This window comes from Kitasatospora sp. NPDC059571, assembly GCF_042735675.1.
Classification (GTDB): Bacteria; Actinomycetota; Actinomycetes; order Streptomycetales; family Streptomycetaceae; genus Kitasatospora.
On the sequence record NZ_JBHWBW010000096.1, the window covers coordinates 1 to 21228 of the forward strand.

Annotated in this window: 20 protein-coding genes; 12 read left to right on the forward strand and 8 right to left on the reverse strand. The window is 75.7% G+C overall.

The window, feature by feature from the left end:
* Positions 1-40: 40 nt before the first annotated feature.
* Positions 41-676, reverse strand: a complete 636-nt coding sequence (locus ACFV0G_RS14050; RefSeq protein ID WP_380546281.1) for a TetR/AcrR family transcriptional regulator C-terminal domain-containing protein — start codon at positions 674-676, stop codon at positions 41-43.
* Between the two features lie 151 nt (positions 677-827).
* On the opposite strand from ACFV0G_RS14050, the gene ACFV0G_RS14055 reads away from it, so the two are divergent.
* From ACFV0G_RS14055 to ACFV0G_RS14065, 3 genes are all read left to right on the forward strand, one after another.
* Entirely contained in the window at positions 828-2339 is a 1512-nt protein-coding gene (locus ACFV0G_RS14055; protein ID WP_380546283.1) for an APC family permease, read from the forward strand.
* Between the two features lie 103 nt (positions 2340-2442).
* Positions 2443-3855 (forward strand): dihydrolipoyl dehydrogenase family protein, encoded by a 1413-nt coding sequence (locus ACFV0G_RS14060; protein WP_380546285.1) that lies wholly within the window; start codon positions 2443-2445, stop codon positions 3853-3855.
* Positions 3856-3953: 98 nt separating this feature from the next.
* Positions 3954-5042, forward strand: a complete 1089-nt coding sequence (locus tag ACFV0G_RS14065) for a WD40/YVTN/BNR-like repeat-containing protein (RefSeq protein ID WP_380546287.1) — start codon at positions 3954-3956, stop codon at positions 5040-5042.
* A 33-nt stretch (positions 5043-5075) separates the two neighbouring features.
* Here the strand turns inward: ACFV0G_RS14065 and ACFV0G_RS14070 are convergent, their stop codons facing one another.
* A complete protein-coding gene (locus ACFV0G_RS14070; RefSeq protein ID WP_380546289.1) occupies positions 5076-5522 on the reverse strand; it encodes a molybdopterin-dependent oxidoreductase in 447 nt (148 codons plus the stop codon).
* A 279-nt stretch (positions 5523-5801) separates the two neighbouring features.
* Between ACFV0G_RS14070 and ACFV0G_RS14075 the strand changes: the two genes are divergently transcribed.
* Both ACFV0G_RS14075 and ACFV0G_RS14080 read left to right on the forward strand, forming a co-directional pair.
* Positions 5802-6452, forward strand: a complete 651-nt coding sequence (locus tag ACFV0G_RS14075) for a hypothetical protein (RefSeq protein ID WP_380546319.1) — start codon at positions 5802-5804, stop codon at positions 6450-6452.
* A complete protein-coding gene (locus tag ACFV0G_RS14080; protein ID WP_380546317.1) occupies positions 6398-6565 on the forward strand; it encodes a helix-turn-helix domain-containing protein in 168 nt (55 codons plus the stop codon). The genes ACFV0G_RS14075 and ACFV0G_RS14080 overlap by 55 nt, the downstream gene beginning before the upstream one ends.
* A gap of 34 nt (positions 6566-6599) precedes the next feature.
* Here the strand turns inward: ACFV0G_RS14080 and ACFV0G_RS14085 are convergent, their stop codons facing one another.
* On the reverse strand, positions 6600-7064 hold the full coding sequence (locus tag ACFV0G_RS14085; RefSeq protein WP_380546291.1) for a MarR family winged helix-turn-helix transcriptional regulator: 465 nt from the start codon (positions 7062-7064) through the stop codon (positions 6600-6602).
* Between the two features lie 101 nt (positions 7065-7165).
* Here ACFV0G_RS14085 and ACFV0G_RS14090 point away from each other — a divergent pair, with 101 nt between their 5' ends.
* Positions 7166-7948 carry a dioxygenase gene (locus tag ACFV0G_RS14090; RefSeq protein WP_380546293.1) on the forward strand — a complete coding sequence of 261 codons (783 nt, stop codon included), beginning with the start codon at positions 7166-7168 and terminating at the stop codon, positions 7946-7948.
* A gap of 30 nt (positions 7949-7978) precedes the next feature.
* Here ACFV0G_RS14090 and ACFV0G_RS14095 read toward each other — a convergent pair whose 3' ends face one another.
* Positions 7979-8623, reverse strand: a complete 645-nt coding sequence (locus ACFV0G_RS14095; RefSeq protein WP_380546295.1) for an NAD(P)-dependent oxidoreductase — start codon at positions 8621-8623, stop codon at positions 7979-7981.
* Positions 8624-8805: 182 nt separating this feature from the next.
* Between ACFV0G_RS14095 and ACFV0G_RS14100 the strand changes: the two genes are divergently transcribed.
* Positions 8806-10338 (forward strand): AMP-binding protein, encoded by a 1533-nt coding sequence (locus ACFV0G_RS14100; RefSeq protein ID WP_380546297.1) that lies wholly within the window; start codon positions 8806-8808, stop codon positions 10336-10338.
* Here ACFV0G_RS14100 and ACFV0G_RS14105 read toward each other — a convergent pair.
* Positions 10331-11029 carry a LuxR C-terminal-related transcriptional regulator gene (locus tag ACFV0G_RS14105; RefSeq protein ID WP_380546299.1) on the reverse strand — a complete coding sequence of 233 codons (699 nt, stop codon included), beginning with the start codon at positions 11027-11029 and terminating at the stop codon, positions 10331-10333. The two genes, ACFV0G_RS14100 and ACFV0G_RS14105, sit on opposite strands and share 8 nt — an antisense overlap.
* A gap of 88 nt (positions 11030-11117) precedes the next feature.
* Between ACFV0G_RS14105 and ACFV0G_RS14110 the strand changes: the two genes are divergently transcribed.
* The 3 genes from ACFV0G_RS14110 to ACFV0G_RS14120 all read left to right on the forward strand — a co-directional run bounded on the left by ACFV0G_RS14110 (position 11118) and on the right by ACFV0G_RS14120 (position 14488).
* Positions 11118-11903, forward strand: coding sequence for a TIGR03084 family metal-binding protein (locus tag ACFV0G_RS14110; RefSeq protein WP_380546301.1), 786 nt, complete (start codon positions 11118-11120; stop codon positions 11901-11903).
* 110 nt (positions 11904-12013) lie between these two features.
* A complete protein-coding gene (locus ACFV0G_RS14115; RefSeq protein WP_380546303.1) occupies positions 12014-13732 on the forward strand; it encodes a purine-cytosine permease family protein in 1719 nt (572 codons plus the stop codon).
* A gap of 129 nt (positions 13733-13861) precedes the next feature.
* Complete coding sequence (locus ACFV0G_RS14120) at positions 13862-14488, forward strand: hypothetical protein (protein ID WP_380546305.1); 627 nt, start codon at positions 13862-13864, stop codon at positions 14486-14488.
* Positions 14489-14526: 38 nt separating this feature from the next.
* Here the strand turns inward: ACFV0G_RS14120 and ACFV0G_RS14125 are convergent, their stop codons facing one another.
* On the reverse strand, positions 14527-15093 hold the full coding sequence (locus ACFV0G_RS14125; RefSeq protein WP_380546307.1) for a GNAT family N-acetyltransferase: 567 nt from the start codon (positions 15091-15093) through the stop codon (positions 14527-14529).
* A gap of 69 nt (positions 15094-15162) precedes the next feature.
* Between ACFV0G_RS14125 and ACFV0G_RS14130 the strand changes: the two genes are divergently transcribed.
* On the forward strand, positions 15163-15960 hold the full coding sequence (locus ACFV0G_RS14130) for a DUF1963 domain-containing protein (RefSeq protein WP_380546309.1): 798 nt from the start codon (positions 15163-15165) through the stop codon (positions 15958-15960).
* Between the two features lie 42 nt (positions 15961-16002).
* Positions 16003-16695: an aspartate/glutamate racemase family protein gene (locus ACFV0G_RS14135; protein ID WP_380546311.1), complete on the forward strand. Its 693-nt coding sequence runs from the start codon at positions 16003-16005 to the stop codon at positions 16693-16695.
* Positions 16696-16704: 9 nt separating this feature from the next.
* Here the strand turns inward: ACFV0G_RS14135 and ACFV0G_RS14140 are convergent, their stop codons facing one another.
* Positions 16705-19929, reverse strand: coding sequence for an error-prone DNA polymerase (locus ACFV0G_RS14140; RefSeq protein ID WP_380546313.1), 3225 nt, complete (start codon positions 19927-19929; stop codon positions 16705-16707).
* Between the two features lie 65 nt (positions 19930-19994).
* A partial coding sequence (locus ACFV0G_RS14145) for a DNA polymerase Y family protein (RefSeq protein ID WP_380546315.1) occupies positions 19995-21228 on the reverse strand: 1234 nt, incomplete at its 5' end.

Genomic DNA, 21228 nt, shown 5'->3' on the forward strand with positions numbered 1-21228 from the left:
GCCGTGTCCGGGCCGGTGCTGCCCCGGGGCCCGGGGCGGCTCAGGCCCGGCCGGACCCGGGGATCCGCGTGGCCAGGCCGTCCAGGAGCAGCCGCAGGGCGAGGTCGAAGCCGCGCCCGTCCAGGTCGGCCCCGCGCTCGGCGGAGGCGGTGAGGGCCCCGGCGAGGGCGGGGTAGCGGGGGCCGTAGTCGGCGGCGGGGCGGGTGAAGCCGGCGGCGAAGGTCTCCAGGGCGGAGCCGAGCACCAGGTAGTCGAGGGCCGCGGCGGCCTCGGCGGCGTCCGCGGGGGCCAGTCCCGCCCGGGTGAGGGCGGCGAGCAGTGCGTCGTAGGTGCGCAGCTGGCGGTCGGCCTCGACCCGGCGGCGGGCGAGCAGCGCGATGGTGTGCGGGTGGCGCAGGAAGACGGCGCGGTAGCCGCGCGCGTACCGGTCGAGGCCGGCGCGCCAGTCGGGGTCGTCGAGCGGGGCGAGGTCGATCTCGGCGTTGACGAGCTCGGCGAGGTCGTCGAGCAGTTCGTCCTTGCCGGCGACGTGGTTGTAGAGCGAGGCGGCCTTGACCCCGAGCCGGTCGGCCAGGGCGCGCATGGTGAGGCCGTCGGCGCCGGTCGCGTCGACCACCTCCAGGGCGGCCCGGGCGATGACCGCCCTGCTGAGCAGCGCCTTGCTGGGTCGCCCCACGTCCCCGCCCTCCCGTTCGCGCGGCCGGCTCCGGCCCCGTCCGGTCGGCCACGTTACAGCCTGGTGTCGGTCCCTTCCCTTACCGGTGGGCACCGGCTACCGTCCCTGACTAACAAAGTTAGTTTTACGTCGACGGGAAGGCGGACCCCGCATGCACCCCACCCCACCCCGGCCGGACGGCCCCGCCGACGCCGAGCGGCTGGCCGCCCTCGGCTACCGCCAGGAGCTGCGCCGCAGCCTGGGCGTGCTCGGCAACATCTCGATGGGCTTCGCCGTGGTCTCCCCGGTGGTCGGCCTCTACGCGGTCGCCCAGGTCGGGATGAGCGTGGCCGGCGGCGCCTGGGTCTGGGCGCTGCCGGTCTGCCTGGTCGGCCAGCTGCTGGTGGTCTGCGTCTACTCCGAGCTGGCCTCGCAGTGGCCGCTGGCCGGCGGCGCCTACCAGTGGAGCCGCCGGCTGGCGGGCCCGTCGTTCGCCTGGATGACCGGCTGGCTCTGGCAGTTCGCGGTGATGTTCGCCAACACCACCGTCGCCTACCTGGCCGCGCCGTGGTTCTTCGCACTCTTCGGCGCGGTGCCGACCCCGGCGCAGCTGGTGCTGACCGCGGCCGGCTTCCTGCTGGCCTGCACCCTGGTCAACGCGTACGGGATCACCCTGCTGCGGCGCTTCGTCGCCCTCGGGATCGCGGCGGAGGCGGTCGCCTCGGTGCTGGTCGGGCTGGCGCTGCTGCTGTTCTTCCGGCGGCACGGCCTCGGGCTGCTGACCGACATGCTGGGCGCGCCGGCCGCGACCGGGACCGGGCCGGCGATGTCGTTCCTGGCGGTGGTCGCGGTCGGCGGATGGGCGTTCATCGGCTTCGACGCCTGCGTCTCCACCGCGGAGGAGACCAAGGACGCCGCCCGCCAGGTGCCGCGGGCGATGCGCTGGTCGCTGCTGGGCGTCGGCGCGGTGGTCGTCCTCAATGCGGTGGCGGTGGGCCTGGCCCACCCGGACCCGGCGCGGGTGGTCTCCGGCGAGGACCTCGACCCGGTGACCACCGCGGTCACCGCGGGCTTCGGGGACTGGTCGGCCAAGCCGTTCGTGCTGGTCGTGCTGGTGAGCTTCACCGCCTGCCTGATGGCCTCGCAGGGCGGCGCCGCCCGCGGGCTGTACTCGCTGGCCCGCGACGGGGTCTTCCCGTTCTCCGCGCAGGTGCGGAAGGTCAACCGGCACAAGGCGCCGATCGGCGGCCTGGTGGCCGCCACCCTGGTGAGCTGCGCGGCGCTGCCGCTCGGCCTGGAGTCGACCGCGATCGGCTCGCTGATCTCCTTCGGAACGGCGGCCACCTTCGTGCCGTTCTTCCTGCTGACGGCGGTCGCGCTGGCCGCCCGGCTGCGCGGCACCTGGCGCCCGGCCGGCGAGGTCTCGTTCGGCCGGTGGGGCACCCCGCTGAACGTGCTGGCCCTGCTCTGGACGGGCCTGGAGGTGGTCAACATCTGCTGGCCGCGGGCGATCCTGGCACCACCCGGCGCGCCCTGGTACCAGGCGTGGGCCGCCCTGCTGGGCACCGGCGCGGTCGTCCTGGCCGGCACCGGCTACCTGCTGGTGCGCCGCCCGCAGCGGCTGATGCGCGGCCCCGGTCCGGACCGTCCGCAGACCGACGAGCTGGCCCCGGCCGTGCTCTGAGGGCCCGCCGCGGGCGACACGCCGCCCGGGCTGTCCGCCGCCGCGTCCCCCCGCCCGCAAGTAGGGGGGGGACCCGGCGGCGGACGAGAGCGAGGACATCAGGGTGGGCGCAGCGGACGAGTACGACGTGGTGGTGGTCGGCGGCGGCCCGACCGGGGAGAACCTGGCGGACCGGACGGCTGCGGCGGGGCTGCGCACGGCCCTGGTGGAGGCCCAGCTGGTCGGCGGCGAGTGCTCGTACTGGGCGTGCATGCCCAGCAAGGCGCTGCTGCGGCCGCAGGCCGCGGCGGCGCACGCCCGGGCGGTGCCCGGGACCGAGGTCGGCGCGGCGCTGGACGCCGCCGCCGTGCTGGAGCGCCGGGACGCCTTCGCCGACCACTGGAAGGACGACGACCAGGTCGCCTGGCTGCGCGGGGCCGGCATCGAGCTGTTCCGCGGGCACGGCCGCCTCGCCGGCGAGCGGACCGTCCGGATCGAGGGCGGCCCGACCCTGACGGCCCGTCACGCGGTGGCACTGTGCACCGGCAGCGTGCCCGACCTGCCGGACGTGCCGGGGCTGGCCGAGGCCCGCCCGTGGACCAACCGGGAGGCCACCGGGGCCCGGCAGGTGCCGCGGCGGCTCGCGATCGTCGGCGGCGGCGTGGTCGCGGCGGAGATGGCCGCCGCCTGGCGCTCGCTGGGCAGCGAGGTGGTGCTGGTGCTGCGCGGCGGCCACCTGCTGGGCCGGATGGAGCCGTTCGCCGGGGAGCTGGTCGCGGACGGGCTGACCGCCGCGGGCGTGGAGATCCGCCGGCACTCCGAGGTCGTCTCGGCGGGCCGCTCCGGGCACGTCGTGCTGAACCTGGACGACGGCTCCGTGATCGAGGCGGACGAGGTGCTGTACGCCACCGGGCGGCGGCCGCACACCGGCGACCTCGGGCTGGAGACGGTCGGCCTGGAGCCGGGCGGCTGGCCGGAGGTCGGCGAGGACTGCCTGGTGGCCGGGGTGCCGGGCGGCTGGCTGTACGCGGCCGGCGATCTCAACCACCGCGCGCTGCTGACCCACCAGGGCAAGTACCAGGCGCGGATCGCCGGTTCGGCGATCGCCGCCCGGGCGCGCGGCGAGCAGCCGGACACCGCGCGCTGGGGCGTGCACGCCGCGAGCGCGGACCCGGCCGGGCCGCCGCAGGTGGTGTTCACCGAGCCCGAGGCCGCCTCGGTCGGGCTGACCCTGGCCGCGGCCGAGCGGGCCGGGCTGCGGGTGCGCGCCGTCGACCACGACCTGGGCGCGGTGGCGGGCGCGAAGCTGTACGCCGACGGCTACACCGGCCGGGCCCGGCTGGTGGTCGACCTGGACCGCGAGGTGGTGGTCGGCGCGACCTTCGTCGGCCCGGGCGTCGCCGAGCTGCTGCACGCGGCCACGGTGGCGGTGGTCGGCGAGGTGCCGATCCCCCGGCTGTGGCACGCCGTCCCCGCCTTCCCGACCGTCTCGGAGGTCTGGCTGCGCCTGCTGGAGGCGTACCGCGACGGCCGGTGACGCCGGGTCACCCCGCGGTGTGGTGACGTGCACGGCCCCCGCGCCGGGAGCAGACTGGCGCGGGGGGTCGCCGAACGCTTCCGGACCGGGTGGTAGGAATGGCAGAGCTGCTGTTGGCCGTGGGGACCCAGAAGGGCCTCTTCCTGGGGCGGAGCACGGATCGCACGACCTGGGACTTCACCGGCCCGCACTTCGCGATGAACGCGGTCTACTCGGTCGGCATCGACCGCCGGGGCGGCCGGGTCCGGCTGCTGGCCGGCGCGGACTCCAGCCACTGGGGCCCGTCGGTGTGGTGGTCGGACGACCTCGGCGCGAGCTGGCAGGAGCCGGCCGTGCCCGCGGTGCGCTTCCCCGAGCACACCGGGACGTCGCTGGAGCGGGTCTGGCAGCTGCAGCCGGCCGGCGCCGAGGCGCCCGGGGTGGTGTACGCCGGGACGCAGCCCGCCGCACTGTTCCGCTCCGAGGACGGCGGCGAGACCTTCGCCCTGGTGGAGTCGCTCTGGGAGCACCCGCAACGGGCCGAGTGGAACGCCGGGTTCGGCGGCCAGGGCCTGCACACCGTGCTGACCGATCCGCGCGACGCGCAGGCCGTCACGGTCGCGGTCTCCACCGGCGGGGTGTACCGGACGAAGGACGGCGGCGGCACCTGGTCGCCGTCCAACCACGGCATCCGGGCCGAGTTCCTGCCCGACCACTACCCGGAGTTCGGCCAGTGCGTCCACAAGGTCGCCCGGGACCCCGCCGACCCCGACCGGCTCTACCTGCAGAACCACGGCGGCGTGTACCGAAGCGACGACAACGGCACCAGCTGGACGGACATCGGCGCCGGGCTCCCCGCCGTGTTCGGCTTCGGCCTGGCGACGCACCCGCGCACCGGCGGCACGGCCTACCTGTTCCCGCTGAACGCGGACTTCTCCCGGCTGCCGGTGGACAACCGCTGCCGGATCTTCCGCACCCGGGACGCCGGCGAGACCTGGCAGCCGCTCTCCGCCGGGCTCCCGGACGAGCCGCACTTCGGCGTGGTGCTCCGCGACGCGCTCTGCACCGACGACGCGGAGCCGGCCGGGGTGTACTTCGGCAACCGCAACGGCGAGGTGTTCGCCAGCGCCGACGAGGGCGACACCTGGACGATGGCGGCCTCCCACCTGCCGGACGTGCTCTGCGTACGGGCGGCGCAGCTGCCCTGAGCACGGCGGCCCCGACCGCGGCGGCGCCGGTGCTCAGTGCACCGGCTCGCCCAGCCAGACCTCGGTGATGCCGCTGACGTACCGCGCGCCGCAGAGGTCCGCCGGGACGACCGGCTGCGGGCCGGCCTCGTCCAGCGGGGCGCCGTCGATGCTGGTGGCCAGCAGGATCTGCTGACCGCCGAACTCGGGGTCGATCTCCGCCCAGGACAGTACCGCCCGGTGGCCGTCGGCCCCGGCCACCTCCAGCAGCAGCCGCAGCCGCTGTCTGCGGCCGCGCAGGTCGACCTGCGGCCGGGCGGCCCGCACCACGTCCCACAGCTTCGGGCCCTCGAAGCCGTGCTCCTGCGGGCCGCCGCTCAGGCAGTCGAAGGTCACCCGGACCCGGTGCGCGGGCAGCGCCCGCAGCGCGTCCACGGTGAGGTCGAGCGGGGCCTCCAGCCGCCCGTGGAAGCGGACCGCGGGTCTGGCAGGACTGCGCATCGGCGTTCCCTTCCGGACCGCGCCCTGCGGCCCGCAGGGGCGATACCCGGCCGGGGTCGCGGATACGCGCCTTGCGGCGGATATTCACCATCATCTGCCATGCAGAAACACCAAGAACACTGGCATCTGCCAGACCGGCCGACCGGCCGCAACTGGGCGGTCCACCGGACCTCCCGAGGGGCCGGCGGGCGGACGCTGGGCGATCCGACAAGGAGGGGAGACCGGCCTTCCACCTACATTTACTATGCCTCTGGCCGCCACAATCTTGCACCGGCGAGGGTGCGGCGGAGCATTGGGCAACAAGGAGCGACCGCCCGGCTGCTCGACCTGCTGGAGCAGGACTCCCCCGGCCTGCCGGACGCGCTCGCCGCCGCGGGGCTGCCCGAGCAGGCGGCGCTCACCCCGGTGGCGGCCCGGATCGAGGGCGGTCCGGGGGTCTGGGCGGCCGCGGCGCTCGCCGAGGCGCTGGCCCGCACCGAGGTGCCGTTCGCCGCCGCACCGGACGGCCGGGACGGCGCCGCCGCCCTGGTCGCGGCCCCCGCGGCAGCGGTCGCCGCCGCCCTCCGCGCCGCCTGGCCGGACCTGCGGCGGAACCTGACGAAGCGGCAGGTGCTGCGGGCCGGGGTCGGACCGACCGTCCGACCGTCCGACCGTCCGGCGCGGCGCTGCGCGGCGGCCTGGTCCAGGCCGGGTACGCGCTGGAGTCGCAGCCCGGCTCGGCGGTCGGCAGCAGTGCGGAACTGGGGTCACTGGCCACGCTGCTGCGCGGCATCCCGGACGAGGTCACCGCGGCGTTCCACCGGCGGCTGCTCGGCCCGCTGGCCGCGCACGACCGGGCCAACGCGGTCTCCCTGCTGGACACCCTCGGCACCTTCCTGGCGCACGACGGCTCCTGGGCGCGCACCGCCGAGGCGCTGCACATCCACGTGAACACCGTGCACTACCGGATCCGGCGGATCGAGGAGCTGACCGGCCGCAGCCTGGCGCGCCTGGAGGACCGGGTGGACCTGCGGGCGGCACTGCTCTGCGCACCGGCGGGGTGAGGACAGGGGCCCGCCGCGGGCCGGTCGCCGCAGGTCAGTCGCCGCGCTCGCGCAGGCGGCGGCCGACCGTGCCGAGGCTGTCGGCGAGGGCGGTGAGTTGCTCGGGGGTGAGGACGTCGATCAGGGCCTCGCGGACGGCGGCCACGTGGCCGGGCGCGGCGGCCCGCAGCACCTCCCACCCCTGGTCGGTGATCTCGGCGAAGACACCGCGCACGTCGCTCGGGCAGGAGCGCCGGGCGACCAGCCCGCTGCGCTCCAACTGGCCGACCTGGTAGGTGAGTCCGCTCTTCGAGGTGAGCAGCCGGTCGGCCAGGTCGGTCATCCGCAGCGAGCCGTCGGGGGCGGCCGAGAGCTGGACGAGGATCTCGTACTGGGTGTGCGAGAGGCCGGCGTCCTCCTTGAGCTGCCGCTCCAGGTGGCGGGCGACCAGGTTGCTGGCCGCGACGAATCCGCGCCAGGCGGCCATCTCGTTCTCGTTCAGCCAACGGGGTTCGTCCATGGGTCGATCCTACCGCGGTTGTTCAAATTTGAATGAGGGTGTACCGTCGGCCGCAGGTGGTTAAAATTTGAACCACCGGTCCCGCACGGAGGATGACCACGATGAGCACCGCCGCCCCCGAGCGCATGCCCGCCCTCTACCTCTCGCACGGCGCCCCGCCGCTGGCCGACGACCCGGTCTGGCCCGGCCAGCTCGCCGCCTGGTCGGCCGACCTGCCGAGGCCGACCGCGATCCTCATGGTCTCCGCCCACTGGGAGGAGACCCCGCTCGCCGTCGGCGCCACCACCACCCTGCCGCTGGTCTACGACTTCTGGGGCTTCCCCGAGCACTACTACCGGGTCCGGTACGCCTCCCCCGGCGCGCCCGGCCTGGCCGACAGCGTCCGCAAGCTGCTGCGCACCGCCGGCACCCCCGTCCAGGACGTCCCGGACCGCGGCCTGGACCACGGCGCCTACGTGCCGCTGGTCGAGATGTACCCGGACGCGGACATCCCGGTGCTCCAGATCTCGCTGCCCACCCTCGACCCGCAGAAGCTGATGGAGATCGGCCGCAGGCTCGCACCGCTGCGCGACGAGGGCGTGCTGATCGTCGGCAGCGGCTTCTTCACCCACAACCTGCGGGCGCTGAGCACCGACGGCCGGGTCACCTCGGTGATGGCCGAGTTCGACGACTGGGGCCGGCGCGCCCTGGAGGCCCGCGACCTCGACGCCCTGCTCGACTTCGAGCACAAGGCCCCCGCCGGCCGGCTCGCCCACCCGCGCACCGAGCACTTCGCCCCGCTGTTCGTCACCCTCGGCGCCGGCGAGGCCGACCTCACCGCCCAGCGCAGCGTGATCGACGGCTTCTGGATGGGCCTGGCCAAGCGCTCGATCCAGCTCGGCTGACGACGACGCCCCGCGCTCGGGGCCGGGCCGTCAGTGGGCGCAGGTGAAGCGTTCGCCGAGGTGCTGGGGCTGTTCGATCTCGTCGACCAGGGCGACGGCGAAGTCCGGCAGGCTGATCCGGCTGCGGCCCTCGGCGTCGATGACCAGGCGGTCGGTGTCGGTGCGGTAGGTACCGGTCCGTTCGCCGGGGCCGATGTCCGCGGCCGGGCTGAGCACCGTCCAGCGGATGTCGGCGACCGTCCGGTAGAAGGCGAGCGCGTCGCCGTGGGCGTGCATGATCTGCAGCACCCGGTCCGGCAGGCCTGGGGTGTCCCAGACCCGTACGCCCGGTGCGGTCTCCAGGCTGCCGGCGCCGCCGACCGCGATCAGCCGCGGGGACGCGTCGCCGAGCTCCCGCAGGCCGGCCACCAGTGACCGCGCGGCCGGCTCGATCAGCCGCAGGTGGCCCGGGCCGTCGCCGCCGCCGACCGCGCTCACCAGGACGTCCTGCCCCGCGGCCACCCGGGCCACGTCCGCCTCGGCCAGCACGTCGCCGTGGACCACCGCGGTGCTCAGCCCCTGGTACCTGACCGGGTCGCGGACCGCCGCGGTGACCCGGTGCCCGCGCGCCAGCGCCTCGGTGACGACGCACCGCCCGATCGCCCCGTTCGCCCCGAACACCGCGATCCTCGCCATCCGGCACCCGTCCGTCCCGTTCCGCCGCCCGGCCCGTTCCGCCCCGGGCCGCCACCAGCATCCGCCCGCCGGGGCGCGGCGGCCCGCACCGACGCGCGGCGCCACGGCCTGCGGGTACTCCGTCCGGGTAACACCCCCGATCGGGGGTGTGCCGGGTGAGCGGCCGCGGGCACAGTGGGCCCATGCAGACTCCTCTCACCGTGATGGACTTCCTCGACCGTGCCGAACTGGTGTACGGCGACCGGGTCGGGATCGTGGACGAGCCCTCGCAGCCCGCCGCGTCCTGGGGCGAGGTCGGCTACCGGCGGATGGCCGAACTCGCCCGCGCGCAGGCGGCGGGGCTGGACCGGCTCGGGGTCGGCCCGGGCGAGCGGGTGGCGGTCGTCTCGCACAACTCGGCGCGGCTGATGACCTCGTTCTACGGGGTGAGCGGCTTCGGCCGGGTGCTGGTGCCGGTCAACTTCCGGCTTCGTGCCGAGGAAGTGGCGTACATCGTCGAGCAGAGCGGCGCCTCGGTGCTGCTGATGGACCCGGAGGTCGCGGACGCGCTGGCCGGGGTGCCGGCCCGGCACCGGTTCGTGCTGGGCGAGGAGAGCGACCGCGAGCTGTACGCCTTCGACCGCGAGCCCGTCCGGCACCCGGTCGCCGAGTCGGACACCGCCACCGTCAACTACACCAGCGGAACGACCGCGCGCCCCAAGGGAGTCCGGCTCACCCACCGCAACCTCTGGCTGAACGCGACGCTGATGGGCCTGCACTTCGGCGCGAGCGACCGCGACGTCTACCTGCACACCCTGCCGATGTTCCACGCCAACGGCTGGGGCCTGCCCTACGTGATCACCGGCCTCGGCGGGAAGCACATCGTCCTGCGCAAGGTGGACGGCGCGGAGATCCTGCGCCGCGTCGAGCAGCACGGGGTGACCTTCCTGTGCGGCGCACCGGCCGTGGTGGCCATGGTGCTCGCCGCCGCCGAGAATTGGGACGGGCCCGTCCCCGGCCGCGACCGGGTGCGGATGGTGGTGGCCGGCGCCCCGCCGCCGACCTCGGTGATCGAGCGGGTCGAACGCGAACTCGGCTGGGAGTTCCTGCAGATCTACGGGCTGACCGAGACCTCCCCGGTGGTGACGGTCAACCGCACCCGCGCCGAGTGGGACGGCCTGTCGCCCACCGAGCGGGCCGAACGGCTGGTGCGGGCCGGCGCCCCGTCGCTCGGCACCACCGTCCGGATCGACGAGGAGGGCGAGGTGCTGGTGCGCTCCAACACGGTGCTGGACGGCTACTGGGAGCGCCCGGACGAGACCGCCGCGGCGCTGGAGGACGGCTGGTTCCGCACCGGCGACGGCGGCACCCTGACCGACGGCTACCTCACCATCTCCGACCGCAAGAAGGACGTCGTCATCACCGGCGGTGAGAACGTCTCCTCGATCGAGGTCGAGGACTGCCTCTACGGCCACCCGGCGGTGGCCGAGGTCGCGGTGATCGGCGTCCCGGACGAGAAGTGGGGCGAGACCATCAAGGCGCTGGTGGTGCTCCGCCCCGGCATGGACGCCGACGAGCAGGAGCTGATCGCGCACTGCAAGCAGCGGCTGGCCGGCTACAAGGCGCCGACCTCCGTGGAGTTCCGCGAGGCGCTGCCGCGCACCGCCACCGGCAAGCTGCAGAAGTTCCGGCTGCGTGCGCCGTACTGGGAGGGGCGCGAGCGCACCGTCAACTGATCAGGCCGCAGCGGCGGGCGGCGACCAGCAGCTCGACCCGGTTGCGGGCGCCGAGCTTGTGCATCGCGCCCTTCAGGTAGCCGGTCACGGTGTTGCCGCTCAGCCCGAGGCGGGCGGCGATCTCCGGACTCGTCCGGCCGGTCGCCGCCCAGCGCAGCACCTCGTGCTCGCGCGGGGTCAGCCGGGCCGGCGCCGCGGGCCCGCCGGCCCAGGCGGCGGCCCCGGCCAGCGCCCGGGTCGCCGTCCGGGCCAGGTCGCCGACCGCACCGATCCGCACGTCGCCGAACGGCACCACCGAGCGCAGCGAGGCGTACACCACGCCGTGCACCGTCCCGCCGTGCACCAGCGGCACGGTGAGCATCGCGAACAGGTCGTCGGCGCCGACCGCGGCGTCGTAGTGGTGCGAGATGGTGGTGGCCGCCCGGTAGTCGCTGACCCAGGTCGGCGCCCGCTCGGCGAGCGCCCGGCCGCCGAGGCCGAGGCCGGCCGGCACCCGGAGGTTGTGCAGGAGGTCCGCGCGGGTACCGGCCCAGTGCCGCAGCACCATGCCGTCCGGCCCGTCGGGGACCCCGACCAGGCCCACGTCGGCACCGCAGTCGGCGACGACCCGGCGGGCCAGGTCACCGAGCACCGCCGCGGCGACCAGCTCGGCGGCGCGCGCGTCCGGAGGTTCGGGGGCTGCGCTCGTCACCGGGCGATTCTCACACGGCCCCCCGGGCTTGGGGAGGGTCGCGGCACCGCCCGTCCCGACCGGGGCGGGTCCACGAGGAGAGGACCGGATGACCGACACCACCGCCCTGCTGGACGACCTGCGGGCCGAGAACGACGCCCTGGACGCGCTGGTCGCGGACCTCGATGCCCGCGGCATGGCCACCGCCACCCCGGCCGAGGGCTGGACGGTCGCGCACCAGCTGTCGCACCTGGCCTGGACCGACCGCTGGTCGCTGCTGGCCGCCCGCGACCCGGAGGCCTTCCCGGCCGCCGTGGAGAAGGAGTTCACCCTCGGGTACGACGCGGTCGACCGGGGCGCCGCCGAGGGTGTCGGCGAGGACCCGGCGGCGCTGCTCGCCCGCTGGCGGACCGGCCGCCGGGAGCTGCTGGCGGCGCTGGCCGCGGTGCCGGAGGGCACCCGGCTGCCGTGGTTCGGCCCGCCGATGAAGGCCGCGTCGATGGCCACCGCCCGGCTGATGGAGACCTGGGCGCACGGCCAGGACGTCGCCGACGCGCTCGGCGCCGACCGCGCACCCACCGCCCGGCTGCGACACGTCGCGCACCTGGGCGTGCGGACCATGGGCTTCGCCTTCGCAGTGCACGGCCGGCCGGCCCCCGAGGCCCCCGTTCGGGTCGAACTCACCGGCCCGGACGGGGAGTCCTGGACCTGGGGGCCACCGGACGCGGCGGACCGGGTGACCGGCCCGGCCCTGGACTTCTGCCTGCTGGTCACCCGCCGCCGGCACCCCGACGACCTGGCGCTCACCGCCGAGGGCGACACCGCCCGCGCCTGGCTGCCGATCGCCCAGGCGTTCGCCGGTCCGCCCGGAACCGACCGGCCGCCGCTGGCGTGACCGGCCCCTGACGGATGGTTACCGCGCCGAAACGACGCGGGCACCACCCGCTTCACACCTCTTCCCTACCGTCACCGCTCAAACGGCCCCCCGACCGTCAGGAGTGGTGCATGACCGAGACCACCGGCGCCCCCGCCCCCGCCCCAGCGCTCACGGCAGCCCCCGCAGCCGTGCGGGGCGCGGGACCGCGCCGCTCGTACGCCAGGTCCGCCGCCGACGAGAGCCTGGAGGACTACTCGCTCCGCTACGCCCCGCACTCCTTCCGGCGCTGGTCGCCGCTGGCGGTGGCGTCGACCGCGCTGGGCGGCATCGCCTACCTCGCGGACTACGCGATCGGCGCGGGCATCGTGATGTCGTACGGCTTCACCAACGCGCTTGCGGCGATCCTGGCCGCAGCGGTGGTGATCTTCCTGACCGGCATCCCGATCGCCCGCGCCTGCGCCGCCAACGGCGTCGACATGGATCTGCTGACCCGCGGCTCCGGCTTCGGCTACTTCGGCTCCACGCTGACCTCGCTGGTGTACGCGAGCTTCACGTTCATCTTCTTCGCCCTCGAGGGCTCGATCATGGCGCAGGCCTTCCACGAGGTGCTGCACATCCCGCTGCCGGTGGGCTATCTGCTGACCACGCTGATCGTCATCCCGATCGTCTTCAAGGGGATGAGCTGGATCGCCAAGGTGCAGGCCTGGACGCAGCCGGTCTGGATCCTCGGGCTGGTCGCGCCGTTCGTCGTGCTGGCCGTGCACTCCCCCGGGGTGTTCGGCGCGTTCACGCACTTCGGCGGCACCGGCGGGGTCGGCTCCGGGTTCACCCTGCTCGGCTTCGGCCTGGGCACCGGCGTGGCACTGTCGCTGATCGCCCAGATCGGCGAACAGGCGGACTACCTGCGGTTCATGCCGAAGCGGACCGCGCAGAACGCCCGCCGCTGGGACCTCGCGGTGCTGGCGGCCGGCCCCGGCTGGGTGGTGATCGGCGCGCTGAAGCAGCTCGGCGGCGCCCTGCTGGCGTTCGCCGCCCTCGGCGCGGTCGGCGAGGCGAAGGCCCTGGAGCCGATCGCACCGTACGTGGAGTCGCTGCGGCCCTGGCTGGGAGCGGCGGCGCTGCCGGTCGCGGGCCTGTTCGTGGTGGTCTCCCAGGTGAAGATCAACTCGACCAACGCCTACTCCGGCTCGCTCTCCTGGTCGAACTTCTTCTCCCGGCTGACGCACCGCCACCCCGGCCGGGTCTGGTACATCTTCCTCAACTGCGGCATCGCCCTGCTGCTGATGGAGATGAACATGTTCAGCGCGCTGGGCAGCCTGCTGGGCTTCTACTCCAACGTGGCGATCGCCTGGATCGGCGCCGTCACCGCCGACCTCGTGATCAACAAGCCGCTGGGGCTGAGCCCGCGGCACATCGAGTTCAAGCGGGCCTACCTGCACGCCGTCAACCCGGCCGGGTTCGGTGCGATGTGCGTGGCGGCCGCGGTGTCGATCGCCGCGTTCTTCGGCTGGTTCGGCGAGTACGCCCGGGCGTTCAGCCCGTTCCTCGCCCTCGTCCTGGCGATGGCGCTGAGCCCGCTGATCGCCCGGGCCACCAAGGGCCGCTACTACCTGGCCCGCCCCAACCCGGAGGCCGAGGTCCTCGACGTGACGGAGACCCGGGAGTGCACCGTCTGCGAGGGCTCCTTCGAGGTGCCCGACACCGCGCACTGCCCCTTCCACGCGGGCACCATCTGCTCGCTCTGCTGCAGCCTGGACGCGGACTGCCACGACGGCTGCACCCGGGACACCCGGTCCGGACCGGTGCCGCTCGGCATGCCCACCGTCGCCGCTCCCGCGAGCGACTGACGGGCCGTCGGCGCGCCGCGACCCGACCTGCAGCAGGTCTGGCCGCGGCGCGGCGTTCGTGTGATCCTGCCCCTGCGGGTCCTGCGGACGGAACGGGCGGGGGTGGCGATGGTGTCTCCGGTGTGGGCGGTGCCCACGTTCCAGATCGGCGTCCTGGCGCTGTCGTACCTGCCGCTGGTCGCCGTCCGCGGCCTGCGGCCGGGCACCGCGGCGGGCTACGTGCTGTCGATGAACACCGTGGTGCTGTGGCTGCTGTCGGACGGGCCCCGCTGGGCGCTGCCCGCCGGGGCCGCGGTCTCGGCGGCCTGCGCGGCGGGCAGCGTCCGGCACCTGGTCCGGCGCGCCGCGGCCGCGGTCGACGGGCTCGACCCGGCCGGGCTGCGGGCCCTGGTCCGGGCGGCCGCCGCGGACGAGGGCCCGGGCTGGATCGGCCTGTGCGTCCTGCCGACCGGCACCCTCGCGGTGACCGCGCTCGGGGACGGCCCGCCGCAGCCGCGGCAGTTCCGCGTCCTGCCCGGTCCGGAGTGCCGCTTCTGCCTGCTGGAGGAGCAGATCGACACCCTGCTCGGCGACGGGTCGCCGCTGCTCGACGCGTACCGGGAGGGGCTGCGGACGGGCAGTGCCAGGCATGTGATGATCCGTCGGTCGTCGCCGGAGGAGCCGTGGCAGGGCGCGCTGCGCGAGCGCACCGCCTACCGCGTCCCGGCCCTGCGGGTGCCCTGCGAGGTGCACGACGCCCTCGTCCGCCGGCGCTGACCCGGCCGTCCGGCGCTGCTCCCGCCCTCCGGGGCGGGTCAGCAGAACCGCGGCGGCTCCGGGTCGCCGGCCAGGCGGGCGTGCAGGTGCTCGTCGTGGTGCTGCCCGTCGCCGTATCGGTGCGAGGCGCGCAGCGTGCCCTCCAGCAGGAAGCCGCAGCGCTCGGCGACCCGGCAGGAGGCGGCGTTGCCCACCGCGTGGCAGAGCTCCAGCCGGCGCACCCCCGCCGTGGCGAACCCCCAGTGGGCGGCGGCCCCGGTGGCCCGGGTGGCCAGGCCCCGGCCCCGGGCGGCGGGCAGCAGTCGGTAGCCGATGCCGGCCTGGCCGTCCGCGCGGTTCAGCCAGTACAGGCCGACCGTGCCGAGCAGTGACCCGGCGGGCTCCAGCACGGCGAAGCCGGCCTGCCCGCCGTCGTCCGCGGCGTGGCCGAGGATCCAGGCCTCGGGGTCGTTCTCCCGGATCGGGTTCCACCGGGCGATCTCCGGATCGGCCGCCACCTCGGCCACCGCGGGCGCGAGGTGCAGCAGCCCGGCCCCCCACGGGACGAGCCGCACGTCCCCCAGGTCGAGCGGTACGGGGTGGAAGGCTGGTTCGGTGCCGGTCATGGCCACCATTGGTAGCCGCTGCCCGCGCCCGCCGCCAACCCGTTTACCGGGCTCTGGGACGATCACGGCATGGAGTTCGAGGACGCCGCCGCCCTGCACCGCACCTGCACCGAACGGCTCGGCGAGGAGGCCGGCCCGCAGTTCGCGGCGCTGGCCCGCCACGGCTTCCGGCTGGAGCGCACCGCGGACGGCCGGCCCGCCACCGGCCGCTGCCGGCTCGGCGGCCCCGCCCTGCTGGAGCCCGGCACCCCCTGGCCCGTCCACGACGGCCTGCCGCTCTCCCTGCTCGCCGTCCTCGACACCGACGCGCTCGCCCCCTGGCTGGGCGGCCAGCTGCCCGTCCGGCCGGGCCTGTTGAACTTCTTCCAGCTCGACCCGGACGTGCCGTACGAGGAGTACGCGAAGCTCGACACCTCCTCGCCCGCGATGTACCGGGTGGTCCCCGCCGCCCCCGCACGGGCGGTGGAGACGGAGGCCCCCGCACCGGCCCTGCGGTGGCCCGCCGTGCCGCTGCACGCCGCCGGGGTGGTGATGCTCCCGGACTGCTGGGACGTCGAGGACGGGGACGTCGCCTTCGACCGGGACGTGCACTGGGGCGCGCCCTCGCTGATCCTCGACGCCATGGACGGCCTGGACGGCAACACCGCCGACCGCCACCGCGCCTTCGGCTGGCCGGACACCTCGTACGCGTCCGCCGTGACCGCCCGCGACGCCGACGGGCCCGCCGTCCACCTGCTGCAGCTCGCCGGCGACGCCGAACTGAACTGGGGTTGGGGCGACGCCGGGTCGCTCTACTTCACGATCCCCGCCGGGGCCCTCGCCGCGGGCGACTTCGGCCGGGCCCGGGCCGAGGGGCGCTGCTGCTGAGCCCGCTGCGGGGCGGACGGACGGGTGTGCGAAAGTGGGCCGATGAGGACGATCGGACTGATCGGCGGGATGAGCTGGGAGTCGACCGCCGAGTACTACCGGCTGCTGAACGAGCTGACCCGTGAGCGGCTCGGCGGGCTGCACTCGGCGAAGTGCGTGCTGTACTCGGTGGACTTCGCGGAGATCGAGCGGCTGCAGACGGCCGGGCGCTGGGACGAGGCCGGCGAGGTACTGGCCGGTGCCGCGCGGGCGCTCGCCGCGGCCGGTGCGGACCTGCTGCTGATCTGCACCAACACCATGCACAAGGTGGCCGACCGGGTCGCGGCCGCGGTGGACGTCCCGCTGCTGCACCTCGCGGACACGACGGCGCAGGCGGTCCGGGATGCCGGGCTGGGCCGGGTCGCCCTGCTGGGCACCGCGTTCACCATGGAGCAGGACTTCTACCGCGGCCGCCTCGCCGGGCACGGTCTGGAGGTGCTCGTCCCGGACGCCGCCGGCCGGGCCGAGGTGCACCGGGTGATCTACGAGGAGCTCTGCCTGGGCATCGTCCGCGAGGAGTCCCGGGACGCCTACCGCGAGGTGATCGCCGGCCTGGTCGCGCGCGGCGCCGAGGGCGTGGTGCTGGGCTGCACCGAGATCGAGCTGCTGGTCGGCGCCGCGGACAGCCCGGTGCCGGTCTTCCCGACCACCCGGCTGCACGCCGAGGCCGCGGTCGCGGCGGCGCTCGCGCCGTAGGTCCTCCGATCAGACGCCGATCCGCAGCGGGTCGAGCCGGGTGGCGACCAGGTTGGTCGCGCCGTGCTGGCGTTCGACGTGTCCGCGGATCAGCAGGCCGGCCCGGTCGAGCGCGGTGCGGCGGCGGGACTCCCAGACCGGCCGGCTGCAGATCACGTTGATCAGCCCCGTCTCGTCCTCCAGGCTGATGAACAGCACCCCGCCCGCCGTGGGCGGCCGCTGGCGGTGCGTCACCAGTCCGCCGACCACCACCGGCGTGCCCGGCGGCACGGTGAGCAGCTGGGCGGCGGTGAGCGCGCCGCCGCGGCTCAGCGCGGGCCGCAGGTGCTGCATCGGGTGGCTGTCGGCGGAGGCTCCGGTCGCCCACAGGTCGGCGATGGTCTCCTCCACCGGGGTCATCGCGGGCAGCTCCGGCGCCGCGGCGCCGGGCACCGTGCCGGGGATGGTGTCGGGGGTGGACGCCGCGTACACCCCGGCGGACCAGAGCGCCCGGCGCCGGGTCAGCCCGAAGCAGCCGAACGCGTCGGCGGTGGCGAGCGCCTCCAGGACGCCGGCGGGCAGCGCGGTGCGGCGGGCGAAGTCCTCCAGGTCGGTGTACGGCTGTCCGGCGGCGACCATCTCGGCCTGCGCCTCGCCGAGCCCGCGGACGGCCGACAGGCCGAGCCGGATCGCGGGCTGCGGCTTGCCCGCGGTGAGCGGCGGCGGCGCGGACGGCTCCTCCTCCGGTTCCAGGGTCGGCCCGGCGGCGGAGGCGTTGACGTCCACCCCGCGGACCCGCACGCCGTGCCGCCGGACGTCGGCGATCAGGCTGAGCGGCGCGTAGAAGCCCATCGGCTGGTTGGCCAGCAGCGCGCAGGTGAAGGCCGCCGGGTAGTGGTACTTGAGCCAGGCGCTGGCGTACACCAGGTAGGCGAAGCTGATCGCGTGGCTCTCCGGGAAGCCGTAGTTGGAGAAGGCCTCGATCTTGGTGTAGACGTCCTCGGCGACGTCCTGCGGGATGCCGCGCTCGGCCATCCCGGCCAGCAGCCGCTCGCGCAGTTCGGCGACCCGCTGGTGGGAGCGCTTGGCGCCCATCGCCTGGCGCAGCCGGTCCGCCTCGGCCGGGCTGAACCCGGCGCAGTCGATGGCGAGTTGCATCATCTGCTCCTGGAACAGCGGGACCCCGAGGGTCTTGCCGAGGGCGCGTTCCATCAGCGGGTGCGGGCAGTGGGCCGGCTCGGTGCCGGCCCGGCGGCGCAGGTACGGGTGGACGGAGCCGCCCTGGATCGGGCCGGGGCGGATCAGGGCGACCTCCACCACCAGGTCGTAGAAGGTCCGCGGGCGCAGCCGGGGCAGGGTGGCCATCTGGGCGCGCGACTCGACCTGGAAGACGCCGACGGTGTCGGCCCGGCAGAGCATCCCGTAGACGGCGGCGTCGTCGCCGGGGATGGCGGCCAGGTCGTAGCGGTCGCCGTGGTGCAGGGCGATCAGGTCGCAGGTGTCGTGGAGGGCGGCGAGCATGCCGAGCCCCAGCAGGTCGATCTTGATCAGGCCTGCGCCGGCGGTGGAGTCCTTGTCCCACTGGAGGACGGACCGGCCCGGCATCCGGGCCCATTCGGTGGGGCAGATCTCGCCGACCGGCTCCCGGGTGAGCACCATGCCGCCGGAGTGGATGCCCAGGTGCCTGGGCAGGCCGAGGAGTTGGCTGCCGAGGCCGAGGACGTCGGCGGGGATGGGGGCGTCCGCGGCGGGCGCGGAGCGGAAGTCGACCTGTTTGGTGAAGGCCTCGATCTGGCCGCTCGGGTAGCCGAGCGCCCGGGCCGCGTCGCGCAGTGCCAGCCGGGGCCGGTAGGTGATGACGTTGGCGACCTGGGCGGCGTGCTCGCGCCCGTAGCGCCGGTAGACGTACTGGATGACCTCCTCGCGGCGGCGGTTCTCGATGTCGAGGTCGATGTCGGGCGGGCCGTCGCGTTCCACGCTGAGGAAGCGCTCGAACAGCAGGCCGTAGTGGACGGGGTCGACGGCGGTGATGCCGAGGGCGTAGCAGACCGCGGAGTTGGCGGCGGAGCCGCGGCCCTGGCACCAGATGTCCTGGGCCCGGCAGAACTCGACGATGTCGTGGACGATCAGGAAGTACCCGGCGAGGTCGAGCTGTTCGATGACGTCGAGCTCGCGGGCCAGCTGAGCCAGGGCCGCCGCGTTGTCGGCGCCGAAGCGCCGCGGGCCCGCCCGGGCCACCAGGGCGCGCAGGTGGCCGGTCTCGGTCTCCCCGTCGGGGACGGGGAAGCCGGGCAGCCGCGGTTCCAGGCCGCCGAAGTCGAAGGCGCAGGCACGGGCCAGCTCGACGGTGGCCCGCTGGACGCCGGGGAAGCGGGCGAGCCGGGCCGCCATCTCCCGGCCGGAGCGCAGGTGGGCGGTGCCGGCGGCCATCGTCCGGCCGGCCGCGTCCCGCAGGGTGCGGCGGTCGTGCAGGGCGGCCAGGCTCTGGGCGAGCCGACCCTCCCCGGGGGTGGCGTGGTGCACGTTGTTGGAGGCGACCACCGGGAGCCCGGCCGCGGCTGCGAGCGCGGCGAGCCGGTCGTTGCGCAGGTCGTCGCCGGGCAGCCGCTGGTCGATCAGCTCGACGAAGACGTTGTCCCGGCCGAACGCCTCGGTGAGCAGGTGCAGTTCGCGCAGTGCGGCGTCCTCGCCCGCGGCCGCGAGGGCGGCCGGGACGCGGCCCTTGCGGCAGCCGGTGAGCACCGCCCACTCGCCGCGGTGGGCGGCGGCGAGTTCGGCGGGGTCGTACGACGGGCGGTTCTTGGCGCCGCCGCGCAGCTGGGCGGCGCTGATCGCGGCGGACAGCCGGCGGTAGCCCGCCGGGGAGCGGGCGAGCACCAGCAGGTGGTCGTCCGGGCCGAGCGAGAGCTCGGCGCCGAAGACGGTGCGCACCCCGGCCTCCTTCGCGGTCTCGGCGAACCGGACCGCGCCGTACAGGCCGTCGTGGTCGGTGAGGGCGAGCGCCTCCACGCCCAGCCGGGCGGCCTCGGCGGCCAGCACCTCCGGGTCGCTGGCGCCGTCCAGGAAGCTGAACGCGGAGTGCACGTGCAGCTCCGCCCAGGGCTGTCCGCCGGGCGGGGGCGGCTCCTGCGGCGGGCGGCGGCGCAGCGGCAGCACGGCGGCGCCGGCCGGGGACGGCCCGGGGGCCGCGGGCCGGCCGGCCATGCGCCGGTGCAGCTCGCTCCAGGGGAGCGCGGGGTGGCTGGTGAATCCCATGCGGGGTGATGCCTCGTTGTGGATCGGTGTCGCGGTGCGGTGGTGCCCCCCGGGTGTGGCGGCGGTCAGTCGTAGGCGCCCTCCAGGTACCAGCGGCCGCCCTCGACGGTGAGCAGGAGGGCGCGGCCGTCGTCGACCGCGACCTGGAAGCGGGCCCGGCGGCGGGAGAGTGCCTCGTCCCACCAGTGCTCGACGGCGGGCCAGGGGCCGGTCCAGCCGGTGACCGCCAGGGCCCGGCCGTTCAGCGTGACCCGGGCGGGGCTGCCGGACACCTCGGCCCGGCCGTCGACGGTGACCGGCTCGCCGGCCGTGTCGACGACCAGCACCGGCAGCGGTGCCTGCGGCACCACGGACGGCGCCGGGTCGGTGATCCGGCCGGGCCACGGATCGGCGGCCTCGGCGGCCCGCCGCTCCTGCGGCTCCTCCGTCCAGGTGGCCCGGGCGGCGCGCTCCCCCGGGCCGCGGCCGCCCGCGGGCTCGCCCCGGCGCAGCCCGGAGTACCCGAGCAGGGCCTGCACCCGGGCGACCGCCCGTTCCACCCGGTCCTCGACCACGGCCTGGCCCCAGAGCGCCAGCTGCCGTCCGCGGTCCGGGACGAGGCCGTCCGGGACGAGCCGCAGTGCGGTGAAGCCGCCCGCCGTGTCGGGGAAGGCGCCCGCGCTCTGCCAGGCCTGGAGCTGCCAGCGGACGCGTTCGGCGAGGGCGGCCGAGCCGAGCCGGCCCTCGTGCCGCCAGAGCCGGGCGGCCGTCCGGCCGTCCGCGCAGGTCACCTCGACCGAGACCCGCTGGCAGGCCAGGCCGGCCGAGCCGAGCCGGCCGTGCAGCTGTTCGGCGAGCGAGCGGGCGACGAAGACCAGCGGCTCGGACAGCTGCTCCGGCGGGTCGAAGAGCTGCTCGACGGCCAGGTCGGGCAGGTCCCCGCGCGGGTCGAGCGGCCGGGCCTCGCGGCCGCGGGCGAGCCGGTGCGCGGCGGTGCCGGCCGGACCGAACCGGTCGGCGACGGCGGTGCCGGAGAGCGCCGCGAAGTCCCCCACGGTGTGCAGGCCGAGCCGCCGCAGCAGGTCCGCGAGCGCCTCGTCGCCGAGGGCGCCGACCGGGTACGGGGCGAGGAACTCCGCGGTGCGTCCGGCGGGCACCAGGACCCCGGCCCGGGCCGCCAGCACGGCCGCGAACAGCCCGTCGGCCACCCCGATCCGACCGGTCGGCGGCCGGGCGGGCCCCGCGGCGAGCCCGGGGGGGCGGTCGGCACGCGCGTCGGAGGGAGGGGCGGGGTGGGGAGCGGGGGTGGACTCGGGCGCG

Bases quoted from the DNA above. Each gene is read 5' to 3' on its own strand.
- ACFV0G_RS14055 (WP_380546283.1), top strand. From the start codon at position 828: ATGCACCCCACCCCACCCCGGCCGGACGGCCCCGCCGACGCCGAGCGG.
- ACFV0G_RS14065 (WP_380546287.1), top strand. From the start codon at position 3,954: ATGGCAGAGCTGCTGTTGGCCGTGGGGACCCAGAAGGGCCTCTTCCTG.
- ACFV0G_RS14070 (WP_380546289.1), bottom strand. From the start codon at position 5,522: ATGCGCAGTCCTGCCAGACCCGCGGTCCGCTTCCACGGGCGGCTGGAG.
- ACFV0G_RS14085 (WP_380546291.1), bottom strand. From the start codon at position 7,064: ATGGACGAACCCCGTTGGCTGAACGAGAACGAGATGGCCGCCTGGCGC.
- ACFV0G_RS14090 (WP_380546293.1), top strand. From the start codon at position 7,166: ATGAGCACCGCCGCCCCCGAGCGCATGCCCGCCCTCTACCTCTCGCAC.
- ACFV0G_RS14095 (WP_380546295.1), bottom strand. From the start codon at position 8,623: ATGGCGAGGATCGCGGTGTTCGGGGCGAACGGGGCGATCGGGCGGTGC.
- ACFV0G_RS14100 (WP_380546297.1), top strand. From the start codon at position 8,806: ATGCAGACTCCTCTCACCGTGATGGACTTCCTCGACCGTGCCGAACTG.
- ACFV0G_RS14110 (WP_380546301.1), top strand. From the start codon at position 11,118: ATGACCGACACCACCGCCCTGCTGGACGACCTGCGGGCCGAGAACGAC.
- ACFV0G_RS14115 (WP_380546303.1), top strand. From the start codon at position 12,014: ATGACCGAGACCACCGGCGCCCCCGCCCCCGCCCCAGCGCTCACGGCA.
- ACFV0G_RS14125 (WP_380546307.1), bottom strand. From the start codon at position 15,093: ATGACCGGCACCGAACCAGCCTTCCACCCCGTACCGCTCGACCTGGGG.
- ACFV0G_RS14130 (WP_380546309.1), top strand. From the start codon at position 15,163: ATGGAGTTCGAGGACGCCGCCGCCCTGCACCGCACCTGCACCGAACGG.
- ACFV0G_RS14135 (WP_380546311.1), top strand. From the start codon at position 16,003: ATGAGGACGATCGGACTGATCGGCGGGATGAGCTGGGAGTCGACCGCC.
- ACFV0G_RS14140 (WP_380546313.1), bottom strand. From the start codon at position 19,929: ATGGGATTCACCAGCCACCCCGCGCTCCCCTGGAGCGAGCTGCACCGG.